Annotated in this window: 14 protein-coding genes and 1 pseudogene; 6 read left to right on the top strand and 9 right to left on the bottom strand. The window is 72.5% G+C overall.

The window, feature by feature from the left end; all coding sequences use genetic code 11:
* Positions 1–14 precede the first annotated feature (14 nt).
* Both OHU89_RS38160 and OHU89_RS38155 read right to left on the bottom strand, forming a co-directional pair.
* Positions 15–1,490, bottom strand: a complete 1,476-nt coding sequence (locus tag OHU89_RS38160; RefSeq protein WP_405649510.1) for a protein phosphatase 2C domain-containing protein — start codon at positions 1,488–1,490, stop codon at positions 15–17.
* Between the two features lie 182 nt (positions 1,491–1,672).
* Positions 1,673–4,966: pseudogene (locus OHU89_RS38155) on the bottom strand (S8 family serine peptidase).
* Positions 4,967–5,169: 203 nt separating this feature from the next.
* Here OHU89_RS38155 and OHU89_RS38150 point away from each other — a divergent pair.
* The 3 genes from OHU89_RS38150 (at position 5,170) to OHU89_RS38140 (ending at position 7,145) form a co-directional block, all read left to right on the top strand.
* The gene (locus OHU89_RS38150) at positions 5,170–6,150 is read left to right on the top strand and encodes a LuxR family transcriptional regulator (protein ID WP_266886479.1); all 981 of its coding nucleotides are present in this window, start codon (positions 5,170–5,172) and stop codon (positions 6,148–6,150) included.
* A 61-nt stretch (positions 6,151–6,211) separates the two neighbouring features.
* Positions 6,212–6,694: a DUF456 domain-containing protein gene (locus OHU89_RS38145; protein ID WP_405649509.1), complete on the top strand. Its 483-nt coding sequence runs from the start codon at positions 6,212–6,214 to the stop codon at positions 6,692–6,694.
* Positions 6,695–6,761: 67 nt separating this feature from the next.
* On the top strand, positions 6,762–7,145 hold the full coding sequence (locus OHU89_RS38140) for a PPOX class F420-dependent oxidoreductase (protein WP_405649508.1): 384 nt from the start codon (positions 6,762–6,764) through the stop codon (positions 7,143–7,145).
* Here OHU89_RS38140 and OHU89_RS38135 read toward each other — a convergent pair.
* From OHU89_RS38135 to rsgA, 3 genes are all read right to left on the bottom strand, one after another.
* Complete coding sequence (locus OHU89_RS38135) at positions 7,106–7,633, bottom strand: methylated-DNA--[protein]-cysteine S-methyltransferase (protein ID WP_405649507.1); 528 nt, start codon at positions 7,631–7,633, stop codon at positions 7,106–7,108. The two genes, OHU89_RS38140 and OHU89_RS38135, sit on opposite strands and share 40 nt — an antisense overlap.
* Positions 7,630–8,988, bottom strand: coding sequence for a DNA-3-methyladenine glycosylase 2 family protein (locus OHU89_RS38130; RefSeq protein WP_405654817.1), 1,359 nt, complete (start codon positions 8,986–8,988; stop codon positions 7,630–7,632). Before OHU89_RS38130 ends, OHU89_RS38135 begins: the two co-directional genes overlap by 4 nt.
* A gap of 154 nt (positions 8,989–9,142) precedes the next feature.
* On the bottom strand, positions 9,143–10,234 hold the full coding sequence (rsgA, locus tag OHU89_RS38125; protein WP_405649506.1) for a ribosome small subunit-dependent GTPase A: 1,092 nt from the start codon (positions 10,232–10,234) through the stop codon (positions 9,143–9,145).
* A gap of 291 nt (positions 10,235–10,525) precedes the next feature.
* Here rsgA and OHU89_RS38120 point away from each other — a divergent pair, with 291 nt between their 5' ends.
* The 3 genes from OHU89_RS38120 to OHU89_RS38110 all read left to right on the top strand — a co-directional run bounded on the left by OHU89_RS38120 (position 10,526) and on the right by OHU89_RS38110 (position 14,356).
* Positions 10,526–12,661, top strand: a complete 2,136-nt coding sequence (locus tag OHU89_RS38120) for an ATP-binding protein (protein ID WP_405649505.1) — start codon at positions 10,526–10,528, stop codon at positions 12,659–12,661.
* A gap of 50 nt (positions 12,662–12,711) precedes the next feature.
* Positions 12,712–13,686, top strand: coding sequence for an anti-sigma factor RsbA family regulatory protein (locus OHU89_RS38115; RefSeq protein WP_405649504.1), 975 nt, complete (start codon positions 12,712–12,714; stop codon positions 13,684–13,686).
* Between the two features lie 112 nt (positions 13,687–13,798).
* Positions 13,799–14,356, top strand: coding sequence for an ATP-binding protein (locus OHU89_RS38110; RefSeq protein ID WP_405649503.1), 558 nt, complete (start codon positions 13,799–13,801; stop codon positions 14,354–14,356).
* Here OHU89_RS38110 and OHU89_RS38105 read toward each other — a convergent pair.
* The 4 genes from OHU89_RS38105 to OHU89_RS38090 form a co-directional block, all read right to left on the bottom strand.
* Complete coding sequence (locus OHU89_RS38105) at positions 14,322–15,791, bottom strand: cellulose binding domain-containing protein (protein WP_405649502.1); 1,470 nt, start codon at positions 15,789–15,791, stop codon at positions 14,322–14,324. The two genes, OHU89_RS38110 and OHU89_RS38105, sit on opposite strands and share 35 nt — an antisense overlap.
* Positions 15,792–16,043: 252 nt before the next feature.
* On the bottom strand, positions 16,044–17,363 hold the full coding sequence (locus tag OHU89_RS38100) for a radical SAM protein (protein ID WP_266886499.1): 1,320 nt from the start codon (positions 17,361–17,363) through the stop codon (positions 16,044–16,046).
* Between the two features lie 58 nt (positions 17,364–17,421).
* Entirely contained in the window at positions 17,422–18,084 is a 663-nt protein-coding gene (locus OHU89_RS38095) for a pyridoxamine 5'-phosphate oxidase family protein (protein WP_405649501.1), read from the bottom strand.
* 93 nt (positions 18,085–18,177) lie between these two features.
* Positions 18,178–19,185, bottom strand: coding sequence for a hydroxyacid dehydrogenase (locus tag OHU89_RS38090; RefSeq protein ID WP_405649500.1), 1,008 nt, complete (start codon positions 19,183–19,185; stop codon positions 18,178–18,180).
* Between the last annotated feature and the right edge of the window lie 98 nt (positions 19,186–19,283).

Raw genomic sequence — 19,283 nt, 5'->3', positions numbered from 1 at the left:
CACAACCCCCGCCGTTATGCCTCCCACACGGCGGCGGCCGTACGGTCGTCCGCGTAGCCCTTGACCCGCACCTGGGTGTCCGCGAGGAAGGCGGCGAGGCCCGGTGGGATGGGGCCGGACCAGCGGCCCGTGAGGTACTCGCACAGCTCCGGTTCGCCGCGCAGGGGCTCCGCGAGGCCGCCGCTGCACATCAGCAGCGTGTCACCCGGGCGGGCTACCGAGGCGCGGAAGCGGAAGGGTTCGCGGGGCGGCTCGGGGGCGGCCTCGTACGGGCTCGGCGGGGTGGGGATGCCGAGGTCCATGGTGAGGCGGTCGCCCTCGGGGGTCTCGGCGGGCAGCGAGCCGAAGCCGACCACCGGTTCGCCGGTGACGTCCAGGGCGCGCGGCTCGATGTCCTGCCACTCGCCCTCCCTGAGGCGGAACAGTCCGCCCTCGCCGACGCCGAAGAAGACGCGGGTACGGCAGTCCGTGTCGGCCGGCAGGAGCAGGCAGCGCAGGGTGGCGGTGTACTCCTCCGGGTCGATGCCCTGCTCGGTGGCGCTGGCGCGGAGTTTGCCGAGGCTGCGGTCGGTGAGCCGGTGCAGCCCCGACTTCAGGTCGCCGCGGCGGGCGGCGCGGAGGTCCTCGGCGAGGCGTGCGTGGCTGCGTCCGACGGCCCTGCCGATCCAGTGGCAGGCCTCGGCTGCGGCCCGGTGGGCGCCGGGGGTCGCGCGGGCGCCGGTGGCCATCGCCACGAGGACCAGGGCGTGCTCGCCGGTGCCGAAGCGGGCGGTGAGGAGGGAGTCCCGGCGGGGTTCGCCACGGAAGCGGGCGGAGTCGCCCCGCACGGAGGCGGCACGCAGGACGCAGGAGCCGTAGTGGGCGCCGTCGAGGACGGTGTCGGCGACCAGGTCGTCCAGGTCGTCGGGGTCCGCGGGCGGGAGGGCGGTGGGTTCGGCGTCGTAGGTGGGCGGCCCGGAGCCCACGAAGCCCAGGGGGCCGGGAGGGAGCGTGGGGAGGTCGACTCGGGTGGGGGTGCGGGTGGGTGATGGTTCCGGGGGCGTTTCTGTGGGCGGGGGTGCCGCGTCGACCGGTGTTTCGGCAGGCGGGTGGGTGTCGCCCGCCCGCGCTTGCGGGGTGCCGCCCTGCTCGGGGTCGGGAGCCGTCCCGGCGGCACGACTGTCCGCGGGCTCCGCGGCTGCGGTGTCGGCGGGCGGTGCGGGCGGGTCGCTCCCGGGCCTCGGCGGAGCGCCGCCCGCCGCGAAGCCCGTCGGGCCTGTCGTCGCCCGTGTCGGTTCCCATGGGGCTCGGGAACTCGTCGGTGGGGTGTCCTCCTCGCCCGCCCTCGGCGCCGGAACCCCCGTGCCCGTGTTCACCGTCCCCGCTGCCGAGGCGAACCTGTCGTCCAGCGAGTCGGGCGCGGCGGCCGGGCCCGCGTCCTCGGTGTCGTCGTACAGCTGACCCCACCAGTCGTCCTCGTGACCGGTGGGCCTTCCCCCCTGCTGGCTCATGCCCCTAATTGTCCACCGTGCGGGCCGGATGAATACGGGGCATCCGGAAAAATCGGCGGCGCGCCGCACGGCGGGTGATCCACAGAACGACCGTACGAAAGGAGCCGCCGGGCAGTTCCACCCCCCACGGGAGAACCGCCCGGCGACGCCGGGGTGACCCGGGCCTTCGATCCCCTGACGCGCTAGCGCACGTCGTAGGCCCGGGACACTGTCTGACTGACCGAGTTGCCGTTGGCGTCGGTCATGTCGGCCCTGAGTGTGACCTGCTCTCCTGTCGCCGTGCTGTGGTCGACGTACGCCTCCCACACGGTGCCCTTCCTCGACGCAGCGGAAGGACCAGGTCGTCGAGGTGGCCGTCGAGCGCTTCCACACGCGGGCCGGGGAACCGAACTTCGTGGTGGTGAGGGTGAGTTCGTACGATGACTGCGCGGCCGGGACCTCGAACACCCCGAACGGGTAGGGGCTGTCGCCGACGGTCTCACCGTCCCGCTTCAGCACCATGCCGCCGATGTCACCGAAGCTGCCCTGGACGCCCTGGTGTTGACCGTCGCCCCAGAAGGCGGGCGCGACACCGATCAGGTTGCCCTGGCGTTCGGCGGCGAGGGCCTGGTCGCCGTTGGCGTCGAGCGGGGTGCTCGGCGCGAGGACGCCGCCGTACCACTCCTCGGTCCGCCGCTCCCCCTTCTCGTACGTCCGCACGGGGTCGATCATGAACTCGCCCCAGGGGAAGCTGCTGGACACCTCCTGCTCCCAGCCGGTGGTGCCCGGCGTGTGGAACTCGGTGCGCTCGAAGGGCGCGGGAACGGTCTCGATCTCGCCGAAGTAGCCGGTCAGTCCGCTCGGGCGGGTCACCGACTGGAGGTCGATGTGGTCGGTGGCGGTGCCCGCCATGGAGTTGTACGTCGCCGTGGTCGCCGCCAGGTCCCGGTCCCGCACCCGGTAGGTGCGGTCGCTCCGGATCTGGCCGGTCTCCGGGTGGGCGAGGTTGTAGACGTACGGGCTCTTCGCCGTGGCCGTCCAGCGCAGTGTCACCTCGCCCGCGGCGAGCAGGGACTTCGCCTCGTCCGTCGGGATGCCGAGGACCGGCAGCGCACCGCCGATGAAGCCGGCCGACGGGTACCAGCGGCCCGGTGCCTCGCGGTAGCCGAGCACGGCCACGGCACCGGCCGCCTTCGCGCGGTCCGCGACCTCGTTCGCGCTGCCGCTGTCGTCCAGCTTCACGAGCGCGATCTTTCCCTCGGCACCCGAAAGCTCAGCCTCCGTACCGGACTTGGCGTCGAAGAGCGGCGCCCGTCCGGTGCCGTCGAGGTTGGCCGAGCTGGTCGACGCGGTGACCGGGTGGAGCTTCTTGCCGCCCACCACGGCGAGTTCGGTGATCTGAGGAGCCGCCGCCCTCCAGAAGCTGTCGAACTCGAAGGTGCCGTCGGTGGCCCTGCCGGTGACGGAGGCGTAGTAGCCGCGCACCGAGCGACCCGCCGCCGCGGTGCCGCCGTGCAGCCAGGTGTCGTCCCACGAGCGGGCGAAACCGAGCGTGGCGCCGCGCAGTTCGGTCGGCCGGTCCGTCCTGACGCTCAGCCGGTGGGCCTTGCGGGCGTCGAGGACGACGGTCGTGTCACCGCGGATCTCCAGCTGCGGACGGGCCAGATAGGAGAGGGAGTCGAGCAGGGTGCCCTCGGTCTCCGGTGTCGTGACGAAGCTGGAGAGGAAGTAGCTGCCGGGGCGGATCTCGTACGTCTGGTCGCTCGCGCCGTCGTTGAAGCGGCGCTCGCCGCTCGCGTCGTCGGTGCCGATCAGGTCGACGGAGGAGGCGCCGGTGGCGGGCTCGCCGAGGCGGTCGATCAGCTTCACCCGGAGGGTGACCGTCTCCGGCTGGATGTACAGCGCGAAGGGGGTGGAGACGGAGACGCCGTCGGCGGTGGCCAGGACACGGCCGGTGATGTCGCCGTACTGGGCGCGCTCGATCGTCGCCGTCGGGTCGATGCGGAGCGGGACCTCGACCGTCTTCCCCGCCGGGACCTTGAGGGACCCGGCCCCGAGGCGGGCGACGGAGGAGCGGACGGCGGAGCCGTCGTTGCCGGTGACTCCCACCACCGACAGCGCCAACTCCACCGCCCTGTCAGTGGTGTTGGTGTAGGGCACCGAGGCCGTCGTGCGGTCGCTCGTGTCCTGCGGCCAGTTGAAGGTGCCGGCCTGGACGGCGGGCGCTCCCAGTACCGTCTGGTCGGTCGCCGCCTTCACGTCGAGGCGGCCGAGATGTCGACGCCCGGCGCGGTGATCTCGGGCTTGAGGGTGTGCGCGCCGTGGACCGGGCCGCGGCTGGAGAAGTTCGCGGTGGAGTCGTCGCGGTCGACGGCGCCGACGGTGAGGACGCTGGGGGCGCAACCGGGCGAGGAGACCGTGTTGTTGCCGGGGCCCGTGTTGCCCGCGGCGATCACGAACAGGGTGTTCTCGTTGGCCTGCGCGAGTTCCTCCGTGGCCTGGGCCATCGGGTCGGTGCAGTCCGTCTGCGCCGGGTTGCCGAGGCTCATCGAGACGACGTCGGCGCCCTGGTCGACGGCCCACTGCATGCCGGCGATGATCCATGAGGTCTCGCCGGAGCCGTAGTCGTTCAGGACCTTGCCGTTGAGGAGGTCGGCGCCCGGTGCGACTCCCTTCTTCTTGCCGCCGCTCGCCGCGCCCGTGCCGCCGACGGTGGAGGTGGTGTGGGTGCCGTGGCCCTGGTGGTCGTCGGCGTCCGCGGAGTCGGTGAAGTTCTGCGAGGCGGTGATCCGGCCCTCGAGGTCGGGGTGGCCGGCGTCCACGCCCGTGTCCAGGACGGCGACCTTGGTGCCCTTGCCGTCGTAACCGGCGGCCCAGGCCTCGGGAGCGTGGACCTGCTTCGTCGACCGGTCGAGGGTGGCCTCCACCTTGGCGTCGAGCCAGAGCTTCTTCACCGGGCCCTGGCTGACGTCGGCCCAGAAGTCGTCGGCCTTCTTCTTGTTCGCGTCGAGGGCGACACCGTCGATCGAGTCGAGGACGAGGTCGCGTTCGGCGCCGCGCGGGGTCCTCGGGACACTGCGGGCGGTGACGGCACGGTCGTACGTCGCGATCAGCGGCAGCGTGTCGCTGTGCGCGTCGTCGTAGCCCTGCCGGACCAGGCCGGTGACGTTGAAGAGCTCCTCGTCGACGCGGCCCGCGGCCAGCGCCTCGATCGCGCCCTCGGGATAGACGTACAGGTCGTCGCCCGACTGGCGGGTCTGGGTGAAGGGGGTCGTGCCGTCCTCGCCGGGCAGGGCGACGGCCCCGCCGTCGGTGACGAGGACCCGGTCGCCGGTGACGAGGGTGACGACGGAACCGGCGGCGGGGGTGGCCCGGCTGCCGGTCAGTGTTCTCGACGGGCCCGGTCTTTCGGCCCCGTGCGTGGGCGCGGCGGTCGTGACGGCCAGGAGGGCGGCGGTCGCCGCCCCCAGGGCCGTCCGGCGTATCGCTCTCGCCAAGATCGCTTCTCCTGCCGTGTTGCCGTATCCCCGCGAACGCGAAACGCGCAGGCCGAAGGGGCCCGAGGCGGGCATTGCGGACGGTGGTCGATGCTGCGGTGGCGCCACCTTGGCAGAGGGACGGGTGGTGCGGGGATGATGTGCCGAGGCGGGTTTGCGCCGTGGCCGATTCCCGCCACGGCACCACTGGGGAGGGGCTGCCGATGCTGGGCGTGCTGGGGCTGGACGAGCGGCACGAGTCCGCGTACCGGGCACTGGTCTCCGTGGGCGCGGCCGACGTGCCCGATCTCGCGCGGCGGCTGACGCTCGGCGAGCACGACACGGAGCGTGCCCTGCGCCGCCTGGAGCAGCACGGGCTCGCGGCGCAGTCGTCGGCGCGGCCCGGCCGTTGGGTCGCCGCGCCGCCCGGGGTGGCGCTGGGTGCGCTGCTCACCCAGCAGCGGCACGAGTTGGAGAAGGCGGAGCTGGCGGCGGCGCTGCTCGCCGAGGAGTACCGGGCGACCGCCGCCGAACCGGCCGTGCACGACCTGGTCGAGGTGGTCAGCGGCGCGGGCGCGGTCGCGCAGCGCTTCCTGCAACTGCAGCTCGGGGCGAGCGAGGAGGTGTGCGCGCTGGTCACCGGCAGGCCGACGGTCGTCCCCGGCATCGAGAACGACGCCGAGGAACAGGCGGCCGGACGCGGGGTGCGCTACCGCGTGGTCGTCGAGCGCTCGGTCCTGGATCTCCCCCACGGCCTCACCGAGCTGTCCGCCGCGCTGGGCCGCGACGAGGAGGTCCGGGTCGTGGACAAGGTGCCGACGAAGCTGGTGGTCGCCGACCGGGCACAGGCCCTCGTACCGCTGACCTCACCCGCCACCGAACCCGCCGCGCTGGTGGTGCACGCCAGCGGTCTGCTGGAGCTGCTGTCGGGTCTGTTCGAGTCCGTGTGGCGGGACGCGCTGCCGCTGCGCCTCGGCGCCTCGGGCGTCAGTGAGGAGCCTGCGGACGGCCCCGACGGCACCGATCTGGAGGTGCTGTCCCTGCTGCTCGCCGGGATGACCGACGCGAGCGTCGCCAAACAGCTCGACCTGGGCCTGAGGACCGTACAGCGCCGGGTGAAGCGGCTGATGGGGCTCAGTGGGGTGACGACCCGGTTGCAGCTGGGGTGGCACGCGTACGAGCGGGGCTGGGTGGCCCGGGAGTGACAGGACCGGGGCTGAGCCTGGCTGACCTGCGGGTTCTCCGACCGTCCGGCACCCTGGACGCATGGGAGTGTGGGACCTCCTGCTGGTCGGCCTGGTCCTCTTGCTCGGCCTGTGCGGAGTGCTGGTGCCCGGGGTGCCGGGGTCGTGGCTCGTGTGGGCCGCGGTCTTGTGGTGGGCACTGAAGGATCCGCGGCCGGTCGCGTGGTGGGTGCTGATGGGGGCCACCGTCGTGCTGTTCCTGTCCCAGGTGGTGCGCTGGGCGCTGCCGCCTCGGCGTCTGCGCACGAGCGGCGCCACCCCCCGGATGGGCGTGTACGCCGGGATCGGCGCGTTCCTCGGCTTCTTCCTGGTCCCCGTGGTGGGCGCGATCCCCGGCTTCATGGCCGGCATCTACCTGCACGAACGCCTCCGCCTCGGCCGCCACGGCGAGGCGAAGGCGGCACTGCGCACGGTCATGCGCTCGGGCGGCTCCAGCGTGCTGGCGGAGCTGTTCACCTGCCTGCTGATCACGGGGGCGTGGCTGGGGGCGGTGCTGTGGGGATGACGTAGGGCCGCGGCCCTAGGCCGAGAAGCCGATGTGCCCGCCGCGACGGGCGTGTTCGGATGACGGCATGACCGAATTCAGCGAGGCCGAACGCGCGTATCTGAAGTCGCAGCGGCTGGGGCGGCTCGCCACGGTGTCCCCCCAGGGGCAGCCCCAGGCCAACCCGGTCGGGTTCTTCCCCCAGGACGACGGGACGATTCTGGTCGGCGGCTACGAGATGGGGCGCAGCAAGAAGTGGCGCAACCTTCAGAAGAACCCGAAGGTCGCGCTCGTCGTCGACGACATCGTCAGCCTGCGGCCCTGGACCGTCCGTGGCATCGACATCCGCGGCGAGGCGGAGCTGCTGGTGGGGCCGCATGAGCTGGGGGCGCATTTCAGTGAGGAGGTCATTCGGATCCATCCTCGGCGGATTCACAGTTGGGGGCTTGACGGGGTGGAAGGGGCGTCGTGAAGCTCCTGGAGGACACCCTCCAGGCCCAGCAGCCTCGTCTTACGCTCCAGGCCGCCCGCGTACCCCGTCAGTGAACCGTTCGCGCCGATCACCCGGTGGCACGGCCTGACGATCAGCAGGGGGTTGGCGCCGATCGCGCCGCCGACCGCTCGAACCGCGGCCCGGGGCGCCCCGATGCGTGTGGCGATCTCGCCGTATGTCGTCGTGGCGCCGTAGGGGACGTCGTCCAGGGCGGCCCAGACCCGCTCGCGGAACTCCGTGCCCTCGGCCCGCAGTTCCAGCCGGAACTCCTTCAGCTCACCGGCGAAGTACGCCGTGAGCTGTTCCTCGGCCTCGCGGAAGAGGGCGGGGTCGTGCAGCCAGCCGTCCTGGACCGTGCGGCCGCCCTTCTGGTCCGGTACGGACAGGGAGGTCAGCACACCGGTCGGGTCGGCGGTGAGGAGAAGCGGGCCGACAGGGCTCTCCGCAGTCGTCCAGTGCGTGGTCATCGGGTCTCCAGCTCCCCTGCGGTGCGCAGGTGTTGTACGGCGTAGGAGCGCCAGGGGCGCCAGGTGTCGGGGGCGTTCAGGTCGGGCGGGGCCACGTCGGGGTCGCCGAGGGCGCGGGTGCGGACGACGGCGACGGTACGGGCGTCCATGCCGGGCAGGGCGAGCAGCGCGGTCTGTGCGTCGTCGCGGTCGGCACCGGGGTCCAGGTGGAAGGCGCCGTCGGCGAGGGCGGCGGTGAGCGCGCCGAGGGGGCCCTCGGGCTCGGCCTCCGCGAGGACCGCCGGTTCGGGGAAGAGGTGGGTGAGGCTGCCGCAGGGCGCGTCGAGCGCCTTGCCGTACCGCTGCACGAGCCGCGCGGCCTGTGCCGGGCCGGCCAGCGCACGTACCGCCAGCTCCTCCGGGTCGGCAGCGCCCGGCGACCGCAGCCCCGGCCGGGCCGCGACCAGCGGGGCGAGCCGCGGGTCGGCGCCGAGCCGTTCGTCGACGGCGTACGGATCGGCGTCGAGGTCGAACAGACGCCGCAGCCGCTGCACGGCGGTCGTCAGATCCCGCAGATCGGTGAGGTGGAGCCGGGCGTCGAGCCAGCCGCGGGGCCGCTCCTCGACGGCGACGATCCCGGTGCCGTACGGCAGCCGCAGCGTGCGCCGGTAGGTGCGCTTCCCCTCCGGTCCGCTCACCTCCTCGACGCCGGGCACGGCCTCGTCGGCCAGGAGGTCGAAGACGGCGCCGGACCGGTACGGGCCCCGGTAGGCGAGCCGCAGCGGCACCCCGGCCGCCGGGGTGGCCGTACGGCGGGACGCGGGCGCGGCGTCGCGCAGCCGGCTCGGGGTCTGCGCGTACACGGTGCGGATCGTGTCGTTGAACTGCCGCACGCTGGCGAACCCGGAGGCGAACGCGATCTGGGTGACCGGCAGCTCCGTGGTCTGCAGCAGGACCCGTGCGGTGTGCGAGCGCTGGGCGCGGGCGAGGGCGACGGGCCCGGCGCCGAGTTCCGCGGTGAGCTGCCGCTGGACCTGCCGGGCGCTGTAGCCCAGCCGGTCCGCGAGACCCGCGACGCCCTCCCGGTCGACGACGCCGTCGCCGATCAGCCGCATCGCACGCCCCACGACATCGGCCCGTACGTTCCACTCCGCCGACCCCGGCACGGCGTCCGGACGGCACCGCCGGCAGGCCCGGAACCCGGAACCCTGCGCGGCGGCGGCCGTCGCGAAGAACCGCACATTGCGCCGCTTCGGCGTGACGGCGGGGCAACTGGGCCGACAGTAGATCCCGGTCGTCTCGACGGCGAAGAAGAACTCCCCGTCAAACCGCCCGTCCCGACTCCGCACCGCCTCGTACCTGCTGTCTTCGTCCATCACACAGTCCAGTGTGCGGCCTGGACGGGAGTGTGGCTGGCGGGATTCGGACACGGCGCTCGGGGCGCCCCGTCAGGGGCGCGGGGAACTGCGCGACAAGCCACAGCCCACCCGCACCCGCGAGACGACACAGCGAGGCACCCCAATAGGCGCCCTACCGCACCCTCCCCCGCTTCGCCTCCATCGCGGCCTTGCCTTCAGCACCCCGACGCTTCCAATCCTTCCGAAGCTCCGCACGGACCCGCGCATCGGTCTTGGCCACGATCCGCTGGTTCTCCCGGATCAGCTTCCGGTAACTCTCCAGGCGCCGCTCACCCAGCTCGCCGGAGGCGATCGCGGCGAGCACCGCACACCCCGGCTCCGCCTCATGGGCGCAGTCGTGGAAGCGGCACCGCTCGGCCAGTTCCGCGATCTCGGAGAACACCTGCCCGACACCGCTCTCGGCGTCGAAGAGGCCGACACCGCGCAGCCCCGGGGTGTCGATCAGCACACCGCCGCCCGGGAGGGCGAGGAGGTTGCGGGTGGTCGTCGTGTGACGCCCCTTGCCGTCGACGTCCCGGGCCGCGCGGACGTCCATGACGTCCGCGCCGACCAGGGCGTTCGCAAGGGTCGACTTGCCCGCTCCGGACTGCCCGAGCAGCACGCTCGTACCGCCGGAGACGACCGCGGCGAGGACGTCGAGCCCGTCGCCGTCGTGGGCGCTGACCGTCAGCACCGTTACGCCCGGCGCCGTGGTCTCCACGTCCTGGACGAGATGCGAGAGCGTCACCGCGTCCGGCACGAGGTCGGCCTTGGTGAGCACGACCACGGGCTGCGCCCCGCTCTCCCAGGCGAGCGCGAGGAAGCGCTCGATGCGGCCGAGGTCGAGCTCGACGGCGAGGGACACGGCGACGATCGCGTGGTCGACGTTGGCGGCGAGGATCTGCCCCTCGGACCGCTTGGAGGAGGTGGAGCGCACGAAGGCGGTCCGGCGCGGCAGATACGTGCGGACGTAGCGCGGGTTGCCGCCGGGCTCGACGGCGACCCAGTCCCCGGTGCACACGACCCGCAGCGGGTCGTGGGGCGTGACGAACGCGGTGTCCGCCCGCAGGAGACCGTCCGCGGTGACGACGTCGCACTGCCCGCGGTCGACGCGGACGACCCGCCCGGCCAGCAGTCCTTCGGCGTCGTAGGGGGCGAACTCGTCCGCCCATGCGTCGTCCCAGCCGTAGGGAGCGAGCGCGGTGAAAACAGAGGTGGAAGTCAAGGGTGACCCTTCACAGGGTGGCCCCGGCGAGGAGTGAGGTGGTCAGCCGGCGGCCACGGAGGTGGACTTGATGAACTGAATGCGGGCAGGGCTCATCGCAGAGACAGCCATCGGTCAACACCTCCTCATGCGTGCTCGGTCGACGCCGGAACACGCCCCACCTTAGAGAGGTGCGCTCGCGGACGCCACGGGTTTTTTCGCCGCGCGACAGGACATGGGCACGTTCTGTCAGGAAAGCGCCTTCAGTTGGCAATGTCGCACTACAGGCGCCTGACCTGCGCCTTGCTCCTAATGTTCTTGGTAGGGCCGCCGTACGTCCGCCCACCGCGGATCTCCGGCGCGCACGGGGCGTACGACGTTCGGAGGCGGGTTCCGATTCTGCAAGCATCCGCGACGCGAGGCACGACCGGTCGGAGCCTGAGGGCGTCGAGCTTCGTCGGCCGACGGCAGGAGGTCGCGGAGGTCAAGCGGCTGCTGGCCGCCCACCGGCTGGTGAGCCTGACCGGGCCGGGCGGCGTCGGCAAGACCAGGCTCGCCCTGCACGTCCTGCCCGCCCTGGCGAAGCGGTTCGCCGACGGGTTGCACCTGGTCCAGCTGGCCGGTGTGCGGGACGCCTCGCTGGTGCCGCTCGCTCTGGTCGAGGCGCTGAACATCCGTGATGTGTCGGGACGTTCGCCCGTCGAGGTCCTCGTCGAGCATCTCGGGGAACGCGATCTGCTCCTCGTACTGGACAACTGCGAGCATCTGGCCGACGCCTGCGCGGAGCTCGTCGGGATGTTGCTGGCGCGGACCGCGCGGGTGCGGGTGCTGGCCACCAGCAGACATCCGCTGGGGGTGGCCGGACAACACGTGCTGGAGGTACAGCCGTTGCCCACGCCCGCACCGGGCGAACCGTTGCCCCCGAAGCCCGCCCTGGAGTATCCGGCGCTGGCCCTGTTCGCCGACCGGGCCGCGGACGTGCTGCCCGGGTTCGCGCTCACGGCGGACAACCAGGAGGCTGTGGCCGCCCTGTGCCACCGCCTGGACGGGCTGCCCCTCGCGATCGAGCTGGCCGCGGTCCGGATGCGCGCGCTGGGCGTCCGGCAGGTGCTCGACCGGCTGGACCGGCGGTATCGGCTGCTGACCGACGCCGAGGACGCCCCGGCCCGGCACCGCACCCTGCGGGCGACCGTCGACTGGAGCCACGACCTGTGCACCCCTCAGGAGCGGGCGGTGTGGGCGCACGCCTCGGTGTTCGCCGGAAGCTTCGACCTGGACGCCGTGGAGGAGGTCTGCGCCGGCGCGGGCCTCGACCGGGACGCGACGGTGGACGCCGTCGCCGGGCTGGTCGACAAGTCGCTCCTGGTCCGCGACGGCGACACCGTGCACGCCCGGTACCGGATGCTGGAGTCGATCCGGCACTACGGCCTCGACCGGCTGCGTGAGAGCGGCGCCGGCGCGCAGGAGACGGCCCGCGCACGGGCCCGGGCCCTGTGGAGCCTGGCGCTGATGCTGCTCAGCCAGGGCGACGCGGTCCGGGGCGGGCCGCTCGCCGAGGAGTCGCACGAGCTGGCCCTGCGGCTCGGCGACGGGACCGAGGCCGCCCACACCTTCTTCGGCCGCGGCGGCGCCCTCCTGATCAGCGGCGCCTACGAGCGGGCCCGCGAGGTGTACGAGGAGGCGCTCGCCGAGCCGCCGCGCGAGGGCGAGTCGATGAGCCTGGTCGGCTTCAAGTACGTCGAACTGGCCCATGTCCTCAGCCTCCAGGGCGAGCACGGGCGGGCCATGGCCCTGTGCGCGGAGTTCCGCAGGATCTGCCTGGTCCACGGCGAGCAGTGGATCCACTCGTACCTCCTGCGCATCCTCGCCTTCGCCGAGTGGTCCCAGGGGGACCAGGTGTCGGCCAGGACGCACGCCCGGGAGTGTCTGCGGCTCAAGCGTGCGGTCGGCGACGTGTTCGGGATCGGGATCACGCTGGAACTGCTCGCCGCGGTCCACGCCCGCGCCGGCGAGGGCCGGTCCGCCGCGGTCCTGCTGGGCGCGGCCCGGCGGATCTGGCGGGAGGCCCATGTCGCCCTGGACCGCACCCCGTCCCACGGCCCCGTCCGTGACGAGGCCGAGGAAGACGCCCGTGCGCTGCTGGGCGAGGCGTTCGGGCACGCCCACCGCGAGGGCCTGGAGCTCGCCCTGGACGACGCGGTGGGCTATGCGCTCGGTGAGCGGAGGTCACCCGTCCGCCCGGTGCCCGTCAGTCCGCTCACCCGCCGCGAGGCGGAGGTCGCCGAACTCCTCGGCCAGGGCCTCACCAACCAGCAGATCGCCGACCGGCTGGTCGTCGCGGTACGGACGGCGGAGGGCCATGTGGAGCGGATCCTCGGCAAGTTGGGCTTCACCTCCCGCAGCCAGGTCGCCGTGTGGACCGCGTCGCGCAGCACCACGCGCCCCTGACGACATCCCCGGACCGCATCCGACACGCATTGCACGAAAGGGAACCGGACATGACGGATCACCAGCAGCGGACCACCGCTCCCCTCAAGCATCACGCCGGCATCCACTCCTGCGACGAGGAGTTCCTGACGGTGATGGTGCCGTTCCTCAGGGACGGCATCGCCGCCGAGGACGAACCCGACCCGGTGGCCATCACCACCCCGCGCAAGCTGGACCTGCTGCGCGAGGCGCTCGGCCCCGACGCCCGGCACGTGGACCTCCAGAACTCCGCAGACTGGTACTGCGGGACACCCGCGAACAGCATGGCCACCGCCCTCGACTACTACGTCACGCACGCGGGCCCGACGGGCCGGCTGCACATGGCGGGCGAACCGCTCTGGAACGGCCGCTCGCCACGTCAGATCACCGAGTGGAAGCGGTACGAGGCCCTGGCCACCGAGCTCTTCACCGGAGCCCCGCCCGACCTGATGTGTCTGTACGACACCCGCATCGCACCGCCCGACGTCGTCGAGGCCGCCCGGCACACCCATCCGACCGTGCTGGACCGGCTCGGCGTCCGGCCCAGCCCCCTGTTCACGCAACCCGCCGAGTACGCGACCCGGGACCTCGCCCCGCTGCCCGAACCGCCGCCGGAAGCCGTCGGGGTCCCTCTCGCCGGGGACATGGCCGGCGCCCGCCGGTTCGCGGCGGAGCAGGCGAGGGCCCGCGGCATGACGGGCGAGCGGGCCGACCGTTTCGGGGTGGCCGTGTCCGGGGCAACCGGCTATGCCGCCGCCCAGGGCCTGGACAGCGCGCAGCTGCTGCTGTGGTCGACCCGGGAACGGATCGTCTGCGAACTGCGCACCCCGCACGGCCGTATCACCGACCCGTTCCTCGGCTTCCGGCCGCCCGGCCCCGAGACGGGCCCGGAGGACGGGCTGTGGCAGACCCGTCAGTTCTGCGAGTTCGTGGACCTGAGGTCCGGGGGCGCGGCCGAGGACGGGTGGACGATCCGGATGGAGACGGCGCTGGCGCCTTCGGGGTGACGGACCGGGGGCGACGGACCCGGTGCGCGGAAGCGCGTAGTTTCCCCCGCGACCCGCAGGGCTCGCCGACGGCATGGTGGAGGTCGAGCCGCAGGGTTGAAGGGAAGCGACCATGCCCGACGTCCGTACGCCCGGTCTGTCCCTGGGGGGTGGTTGTACGACGATCCTGGGGCCCGGGCGGTCCTCGGTCCGCCTCGCCCGGGTGGCCGTGCGGACCTGGCTGGCCGAGTACGGGCTCCAGGACCAGGCGGAGATCGCCGAACTGCTGGTCAGCGAGCTCGCCACCAACGCGGTCGTGCACGCCCGGGGCCGCTATCGGCTCACGCTCTGCGTTGCGGCCGGCCGGCTGCGCTGCACGGTCGCGGACGAGGGTCCCGACCTGCCCCGGACACACGTCGAGAGCTCCGACGCGGACAGCGAGAACGGGCGCGGCCTGCTGCTGGTCGACGCGCTCGCCGACCGGTGGGGCAGCGGGTGCGTCGAGGACGGCGTCGGCAACGAGGTGTGGTTCGAGCTGGACACCGCCGGCCCGCACGCCCCGGCAGGCAGTGCGGGCCCGGCACCGGCGGCCGAGCCGAGGTGGTGCCTCCCCGACCGGGCCACGGTGCCGATGCTGCTGCGTCCGACGGATGCCGTCAGGCCTTCGAGCAGCTGTGCCCGTTCAACGTGAAGTCGTACGCCGGGGAGTTCGTGCCCTGCCAGGAGGCGAGGAAGCCGAAGGCGAGGTCGGCGCCCGCGCGCACGGACCTGTTGTAGTCCGCGGCGTCGGCGGTGACACGGGAGCCGTCCTGGGCGTAGCTCGCGTCCCACATCTGGCCGACCTTCTGGCCGTCCTTGAAGGACCAGGCGACGCGCCAGTCGTCGAGGGCCTCGTCGGTGGTGACGGTGACGGTGGCCTGGAAACCGTCGGGCCACTGGTTCACCAGCTCGTACCGGACCTCGCAGGTGGCCGACGCGCTCGTGGCCGGGTTCGGCTTCTCGTCGTCGTGGGCGGCGGAGGAGGTGGTGCCCTGGGGTTCGGGGTCGGGGTTCTTCCTCGCGGAGGTGCTGCCGGCCGCGGACGGTGTGGGCGAGGCCGCCGGCCCGGAGGTCGCGGACGGCGACGGCACGGTGACGCCGGGATCGGCCACCGGCTGACGGTCGGTGGGTACCGAGGCCCCGTCGTCCATGGAGCCGCCCGCCGGCATCATCGAGACGGCGAGGGCCAGCAGCGAGACCAGTACGGCGGTGACGAGCAGTCCGCTGCGCACGACACGCGCCTTGTGCGCGCCGGGGTTCGGCGGACCGGCGTCGGCCGGTTCCGGGCGTCCGGCGCCCAGCCGTACCTCCGCGGCCCGGCGTCTGCGCTCCAGGTACGCGAGGCCGCCCCAGCCGATCACGCCGCCCGCGAGCGCCCCTGGCAGTCCGCCGCCGTGCAGCCGCAGACAGGCGGCGGCCTCGGCGCACTGCACACAGGTGGCGAGGTGCCGGGAGAGGTCCACCGGGGTGTCGGCGTCGGTCGAGCGGGTGACCGCGTCGAGGAGGCGGGCGTAGCTGCGGCACTGCGGGGCCATCGGGGTGTCGAGGTGGTTGCGGTGACTGCGGTCCCGGAACAGGCCGCGCACCTGCGCGAGTTCCTCCGGCAGATGGGCCGGGTCCAGACCGAGCCTGCGGGCCACCACGGACAGCGGCAGCGCCTCCACCTCGACCAGCCACAGCAGATCCGCGTCGTGTTCCTGCATGTCGCGCAGACCGCGCAGGGCGAGCGGGCGCTGCAACGGAGGGCCGGTGTAGCGTGCGGCCTTGTCCGAGTTGAGCCACAGGCGCAGGTCGGGATCGAGCCGGTGACCCTGGCCGGCGGTCTCCCAGGCGGTGGCGGTGGTGCGTACGGCGGTCAGCAGCAAGGGGATCACGGGCAGCCGGGGCGCACGGCGGCCCACGCCTCTGGCGGTGCCGCCGCCGTCGGTGCGGGCCTCGCGCATGCCGAGGGCGAACGCCTCCGTGGCCAGCTGGGTGGCCGCGGTGGAGCCGGCGGTGCAGAGGTCGGCGTAGGAGAGCACGGCGTCCCAGCACTCGGTGAACAGCGCGGCCTCGGCGGCGTCCTGGGGGGTCGGCAGGTCGGGCATCGGACTCCTGCATCGAAAGCGAGGTCAACTCACCTTATTGGCAACGGAGTTGTGGGGAACCTCGCGGCAGTGCACGAGCTTTTCACGGCTTCCACACAACTGACAAGCTCACCATTCAAATCCGGTTACCGGGAGTTCGAGCCCGCCCACACCTCGTTGCCGCTGTTGCGCTTGTTACTCGTGAAGACATACGCAGAAAAGGCCCGGCCGACTCGATCCGGACCCTGACTGCTTCATCGGCTCTCGCCGCGACTACACCTCGGCGGGCTCCTGCGCCGGGAGGCTGTCCATGAACGAGCTCACGGAGAAGACGGCGCGGCCGGGCCCGGGCTCGCCGTATCCGGGGGGCGAGGAGAGACCGAAGTCCTCCATCGTCTGGCGATAGGCCTGCAGCAGCCGGATGTGGTACTCCAGCGGCGCGCCCTGCGGGTTGGCCTTGCCGAGCGGGGTGGTCGGCTCGGGGCACCAGGTGGTGAAGCGGGGCGTGATGCCCTGCGACATGAAGAAGCGCAGCCCCTCGGTGGTGGACGCGATGGCCTCGTCGACGGTCTTGAAGCCGAAGGGCTCGGCCATCTCCACGCCCGCCACGAAGTTGGGGATCACATTGCGCGCGCCGAAGATCTCCGCCGAGTCGAGGATCCGCTTGTGCCACTCGTCGCGGCCGACGTAGCGCTCCTTGCCGGGGCAGTGGAGCTTGAAGAGGTACTCGTCCCACACCTCGTAGTTGGGGTGGTAGATCTGCACGCCGTAGTCCTTGAAGCGCTGCACGTCGTCGCGCGGCAGCGCCTGGGCGACGACCTTGCCGATCCAGCGGCCCGGGAAGCGCTCCTCGATGGCCTTGGCGTAGTGGCCGTAGAAGTCGGCCTCGTCGCGTCCGGCCACCGTCTTGGTGATCGCGCCGCCGGTGAGGGTGTAGGCGGTGGAGGTCTTCGCGGTGTCGTACCGGTCGATGATCTCCAGGGCTTCGAGGACCTCCTCGACGTCCTTGACGCCCGTGTACGGGCGCCCGGCGGCCTTGTGCTGGCGCCAGTTGTGGTTGATGTCGCAGTACTGGCACTCCTCCTTGGCGCCGAAGTACTGGCAGACCCGGAAGACGGTCAGGTAGATGAGGTAGCCCCACTGGATGGTGGGGGCGACCTCCATGACGGACTTCCCGTTGGAGAGCTTGTGCTTGTAGTACTCCGGCATCGGCGGCACACCGACGTCGGCGATGCGCTTGCCGTCGAGGTAGAGGCCGAGCACGCCCTCCTCGTCGGCGGCGACGCGGTACGGCGACGACGGGTTCACGCGCACGGAGACGACGGTGCGGCGCAGGTCGTACGGACCGCCCGTGAGGATGATCTCCTCCGGCGGCCGCCGCAGCGCGGCCTCGCCGAGCTCGGGCAGGGTGCCGTGGTCGAAGGAGAAGATGAAGTACGACTTCGGCTTGACCTCACCACCCTCGTTGTCGCTGAGCGCGGACGGATCGAAGGCCACCCCGCCGCGCAGCAGGTCCTCCTTGAAGACGGCTTCCCGCGGTACGTGCGGGAATCGCTCCATCAGATCTTCGACCAGTGCGGTGCGGCTGCCCATCCGTAATCTCCTCCCGGCTCAGGCGTTCGACTCCTCACGTTATGCCCCCGCCCGCCCGTCACGCGTACCGGGTCCCCTCGCGCCGCGCGATGTGTTCAGGTACGGGCGTTTCGTCCTGCAGTACGGGATCACCGACGGGCGCTCCCCACACCGAGGTCAGCGGCAGGGTCCCGGCCCAGAGACCGAGCTGCGCGTCGGGTCCGTCGCCGTCGTCCGGCGGGCCGGTGCGGATCTTGACCGAGGCCTCTTCGAGGGAGAGGGCGAGGACAGTGGTGGCGGCGAGTTCCTTGCGGCTCGGGCTTCGGGCGTACGACCACTGCCCCGGGGTCGCCTGGTCGGTGAGCCGGCGCAGGCCCGCCAGCTTCTCCTCGGGGTCGGTGACCTTGCGGGCCTCGCCGTGGATCATCGCGCTGCGGTAGTTCACGCCGTGCTCGAAGACGGACCGGGCGAGGACCAGTCCGTCGACGTGCGTGACCGTGACGCAGACGGAGGTGCCGCCGGAGAGACTGCGGCTCGCCACCGAGCCATGGAGGTAGAGCTGCCGGTCGTCCCGCCCGTAGACGGTCGGGACGACCAGCGGCCGGCCCTCGATCACCACACCCAGGTGACAGACGAAGCCCGCGTCGAGGATGGCGTTCAGGTCGGCGCGGTCGAGGCTGCCCTGGTCGCGCAGGCGGCGGTGGCGGGTGCGGTCGGTCTCGGGGAGCGGGTCTAGCGTCATGACGGTCGAAGCTACTGATATCGCTGCTTTATCGCCAGACATTTATCGATACCCATACCGAAAGGCTTATCCGGCTACGAAATCCGCACCTCCTCAGGCGCCGTGCTCCAGCGCCGCCAGCTCCACCGGATACGCCGGTCCGCCACCGGTCGCGAGCCGCTCCGCCTCCTCGACCACCGCCGTGCCGAGCCGGCCCAGCTCATTGCCCTGGGAGCCCGCGAGGTGCGGGGTGACGAAGGCGTTGGGGAGGTCGTAGAGGGGCGAGTCGGCGGGGAGCGGTTCGGGGTCGGTCACGTCGAGGACCGCGCTGAGGCGGCCGGCGCGGAGCTCGGCGACCAGGGCGTCGTGGTCGACGAGGCCGCCGCGCGCGGTGTTGACGAGGACCGCCCCGTCGGGCATCAGGGACAGCTCACGGCGGCCGATGAGGTGATGCGTCTCGGGGGTCTCCGGGGCGTGGACCGTGACGATCTCCGAACCCCGCAGCAGCTCGTCCAGCTCCAGGAGGGGCACGCCGAGTCGGGCCGCCTGCGCCTCGGTGACGTACGGGTCGGTGAGCACGGGCCGCAGGTCGAAGGGGCGCAGGAGTTCCAGGACACGGCGGCCGATGCGGGAGGCGCCGATGACACCGACCCGGCGGCCGTGGTTGCCGATGCCGGGGACGATCCCCCAGCCGGGATGGGCCCGTGAGGTGCGCAGACGCTCACGGGCGACGAAGAGGTCCTTCCCGGCGAGGAGGATCATGGCGAGGGTGTACTCGGCGACAGGAAGCGCGTTGGCGTCGGCGGCCGAGGAGACCTCGATGCCACGGCGCCAGATGTCCGGCGTGGCGAAGCCCTTGACCGAGCCGGCGGAGTGCAGGATCGCCCGCAGTCCGGGTGCGGCGTCGAGGACCGTCGCGTCGATGCGGGGGCAGCCCCAGCCGGTCACGAGGATCTCGGTGCGGGCCAGCGTCTCCTTGACGCGCGGGTCGGTGAAGTCCTCGGCCACGAGATCCGGGTCGATGTCCACCGCCTCCCGCAGCCGCTCCAGCACCTCCGACGGGAAGACGTGCGGCAGGTTGGCGGCGGTCATGGCGAACAGCGCCTGGGGACGCTCGGGCAAGGTGGTGACCCCCGGTCGAGGAAAACGGATAGAAACCGCTCTCTAAGTTAGGTGGCGGCGGATGAGAGGGTCAACGCAGAGGCATGCCGGCGAGGGCC

The organism is Streptomyces sp. NBC_00019, from assembly GCF_045041015.1.
Classification (GTDB): domain Bacteria; phylum Actinomycetota; class Actinomycetes; order Streptomycetales; family Streptomycetaceae; genus Streptomyces.
Note: the sequence above shows the minus strand (reverse complement) of the source record. Positions and strands in the feature narration are given on the sequence as shown.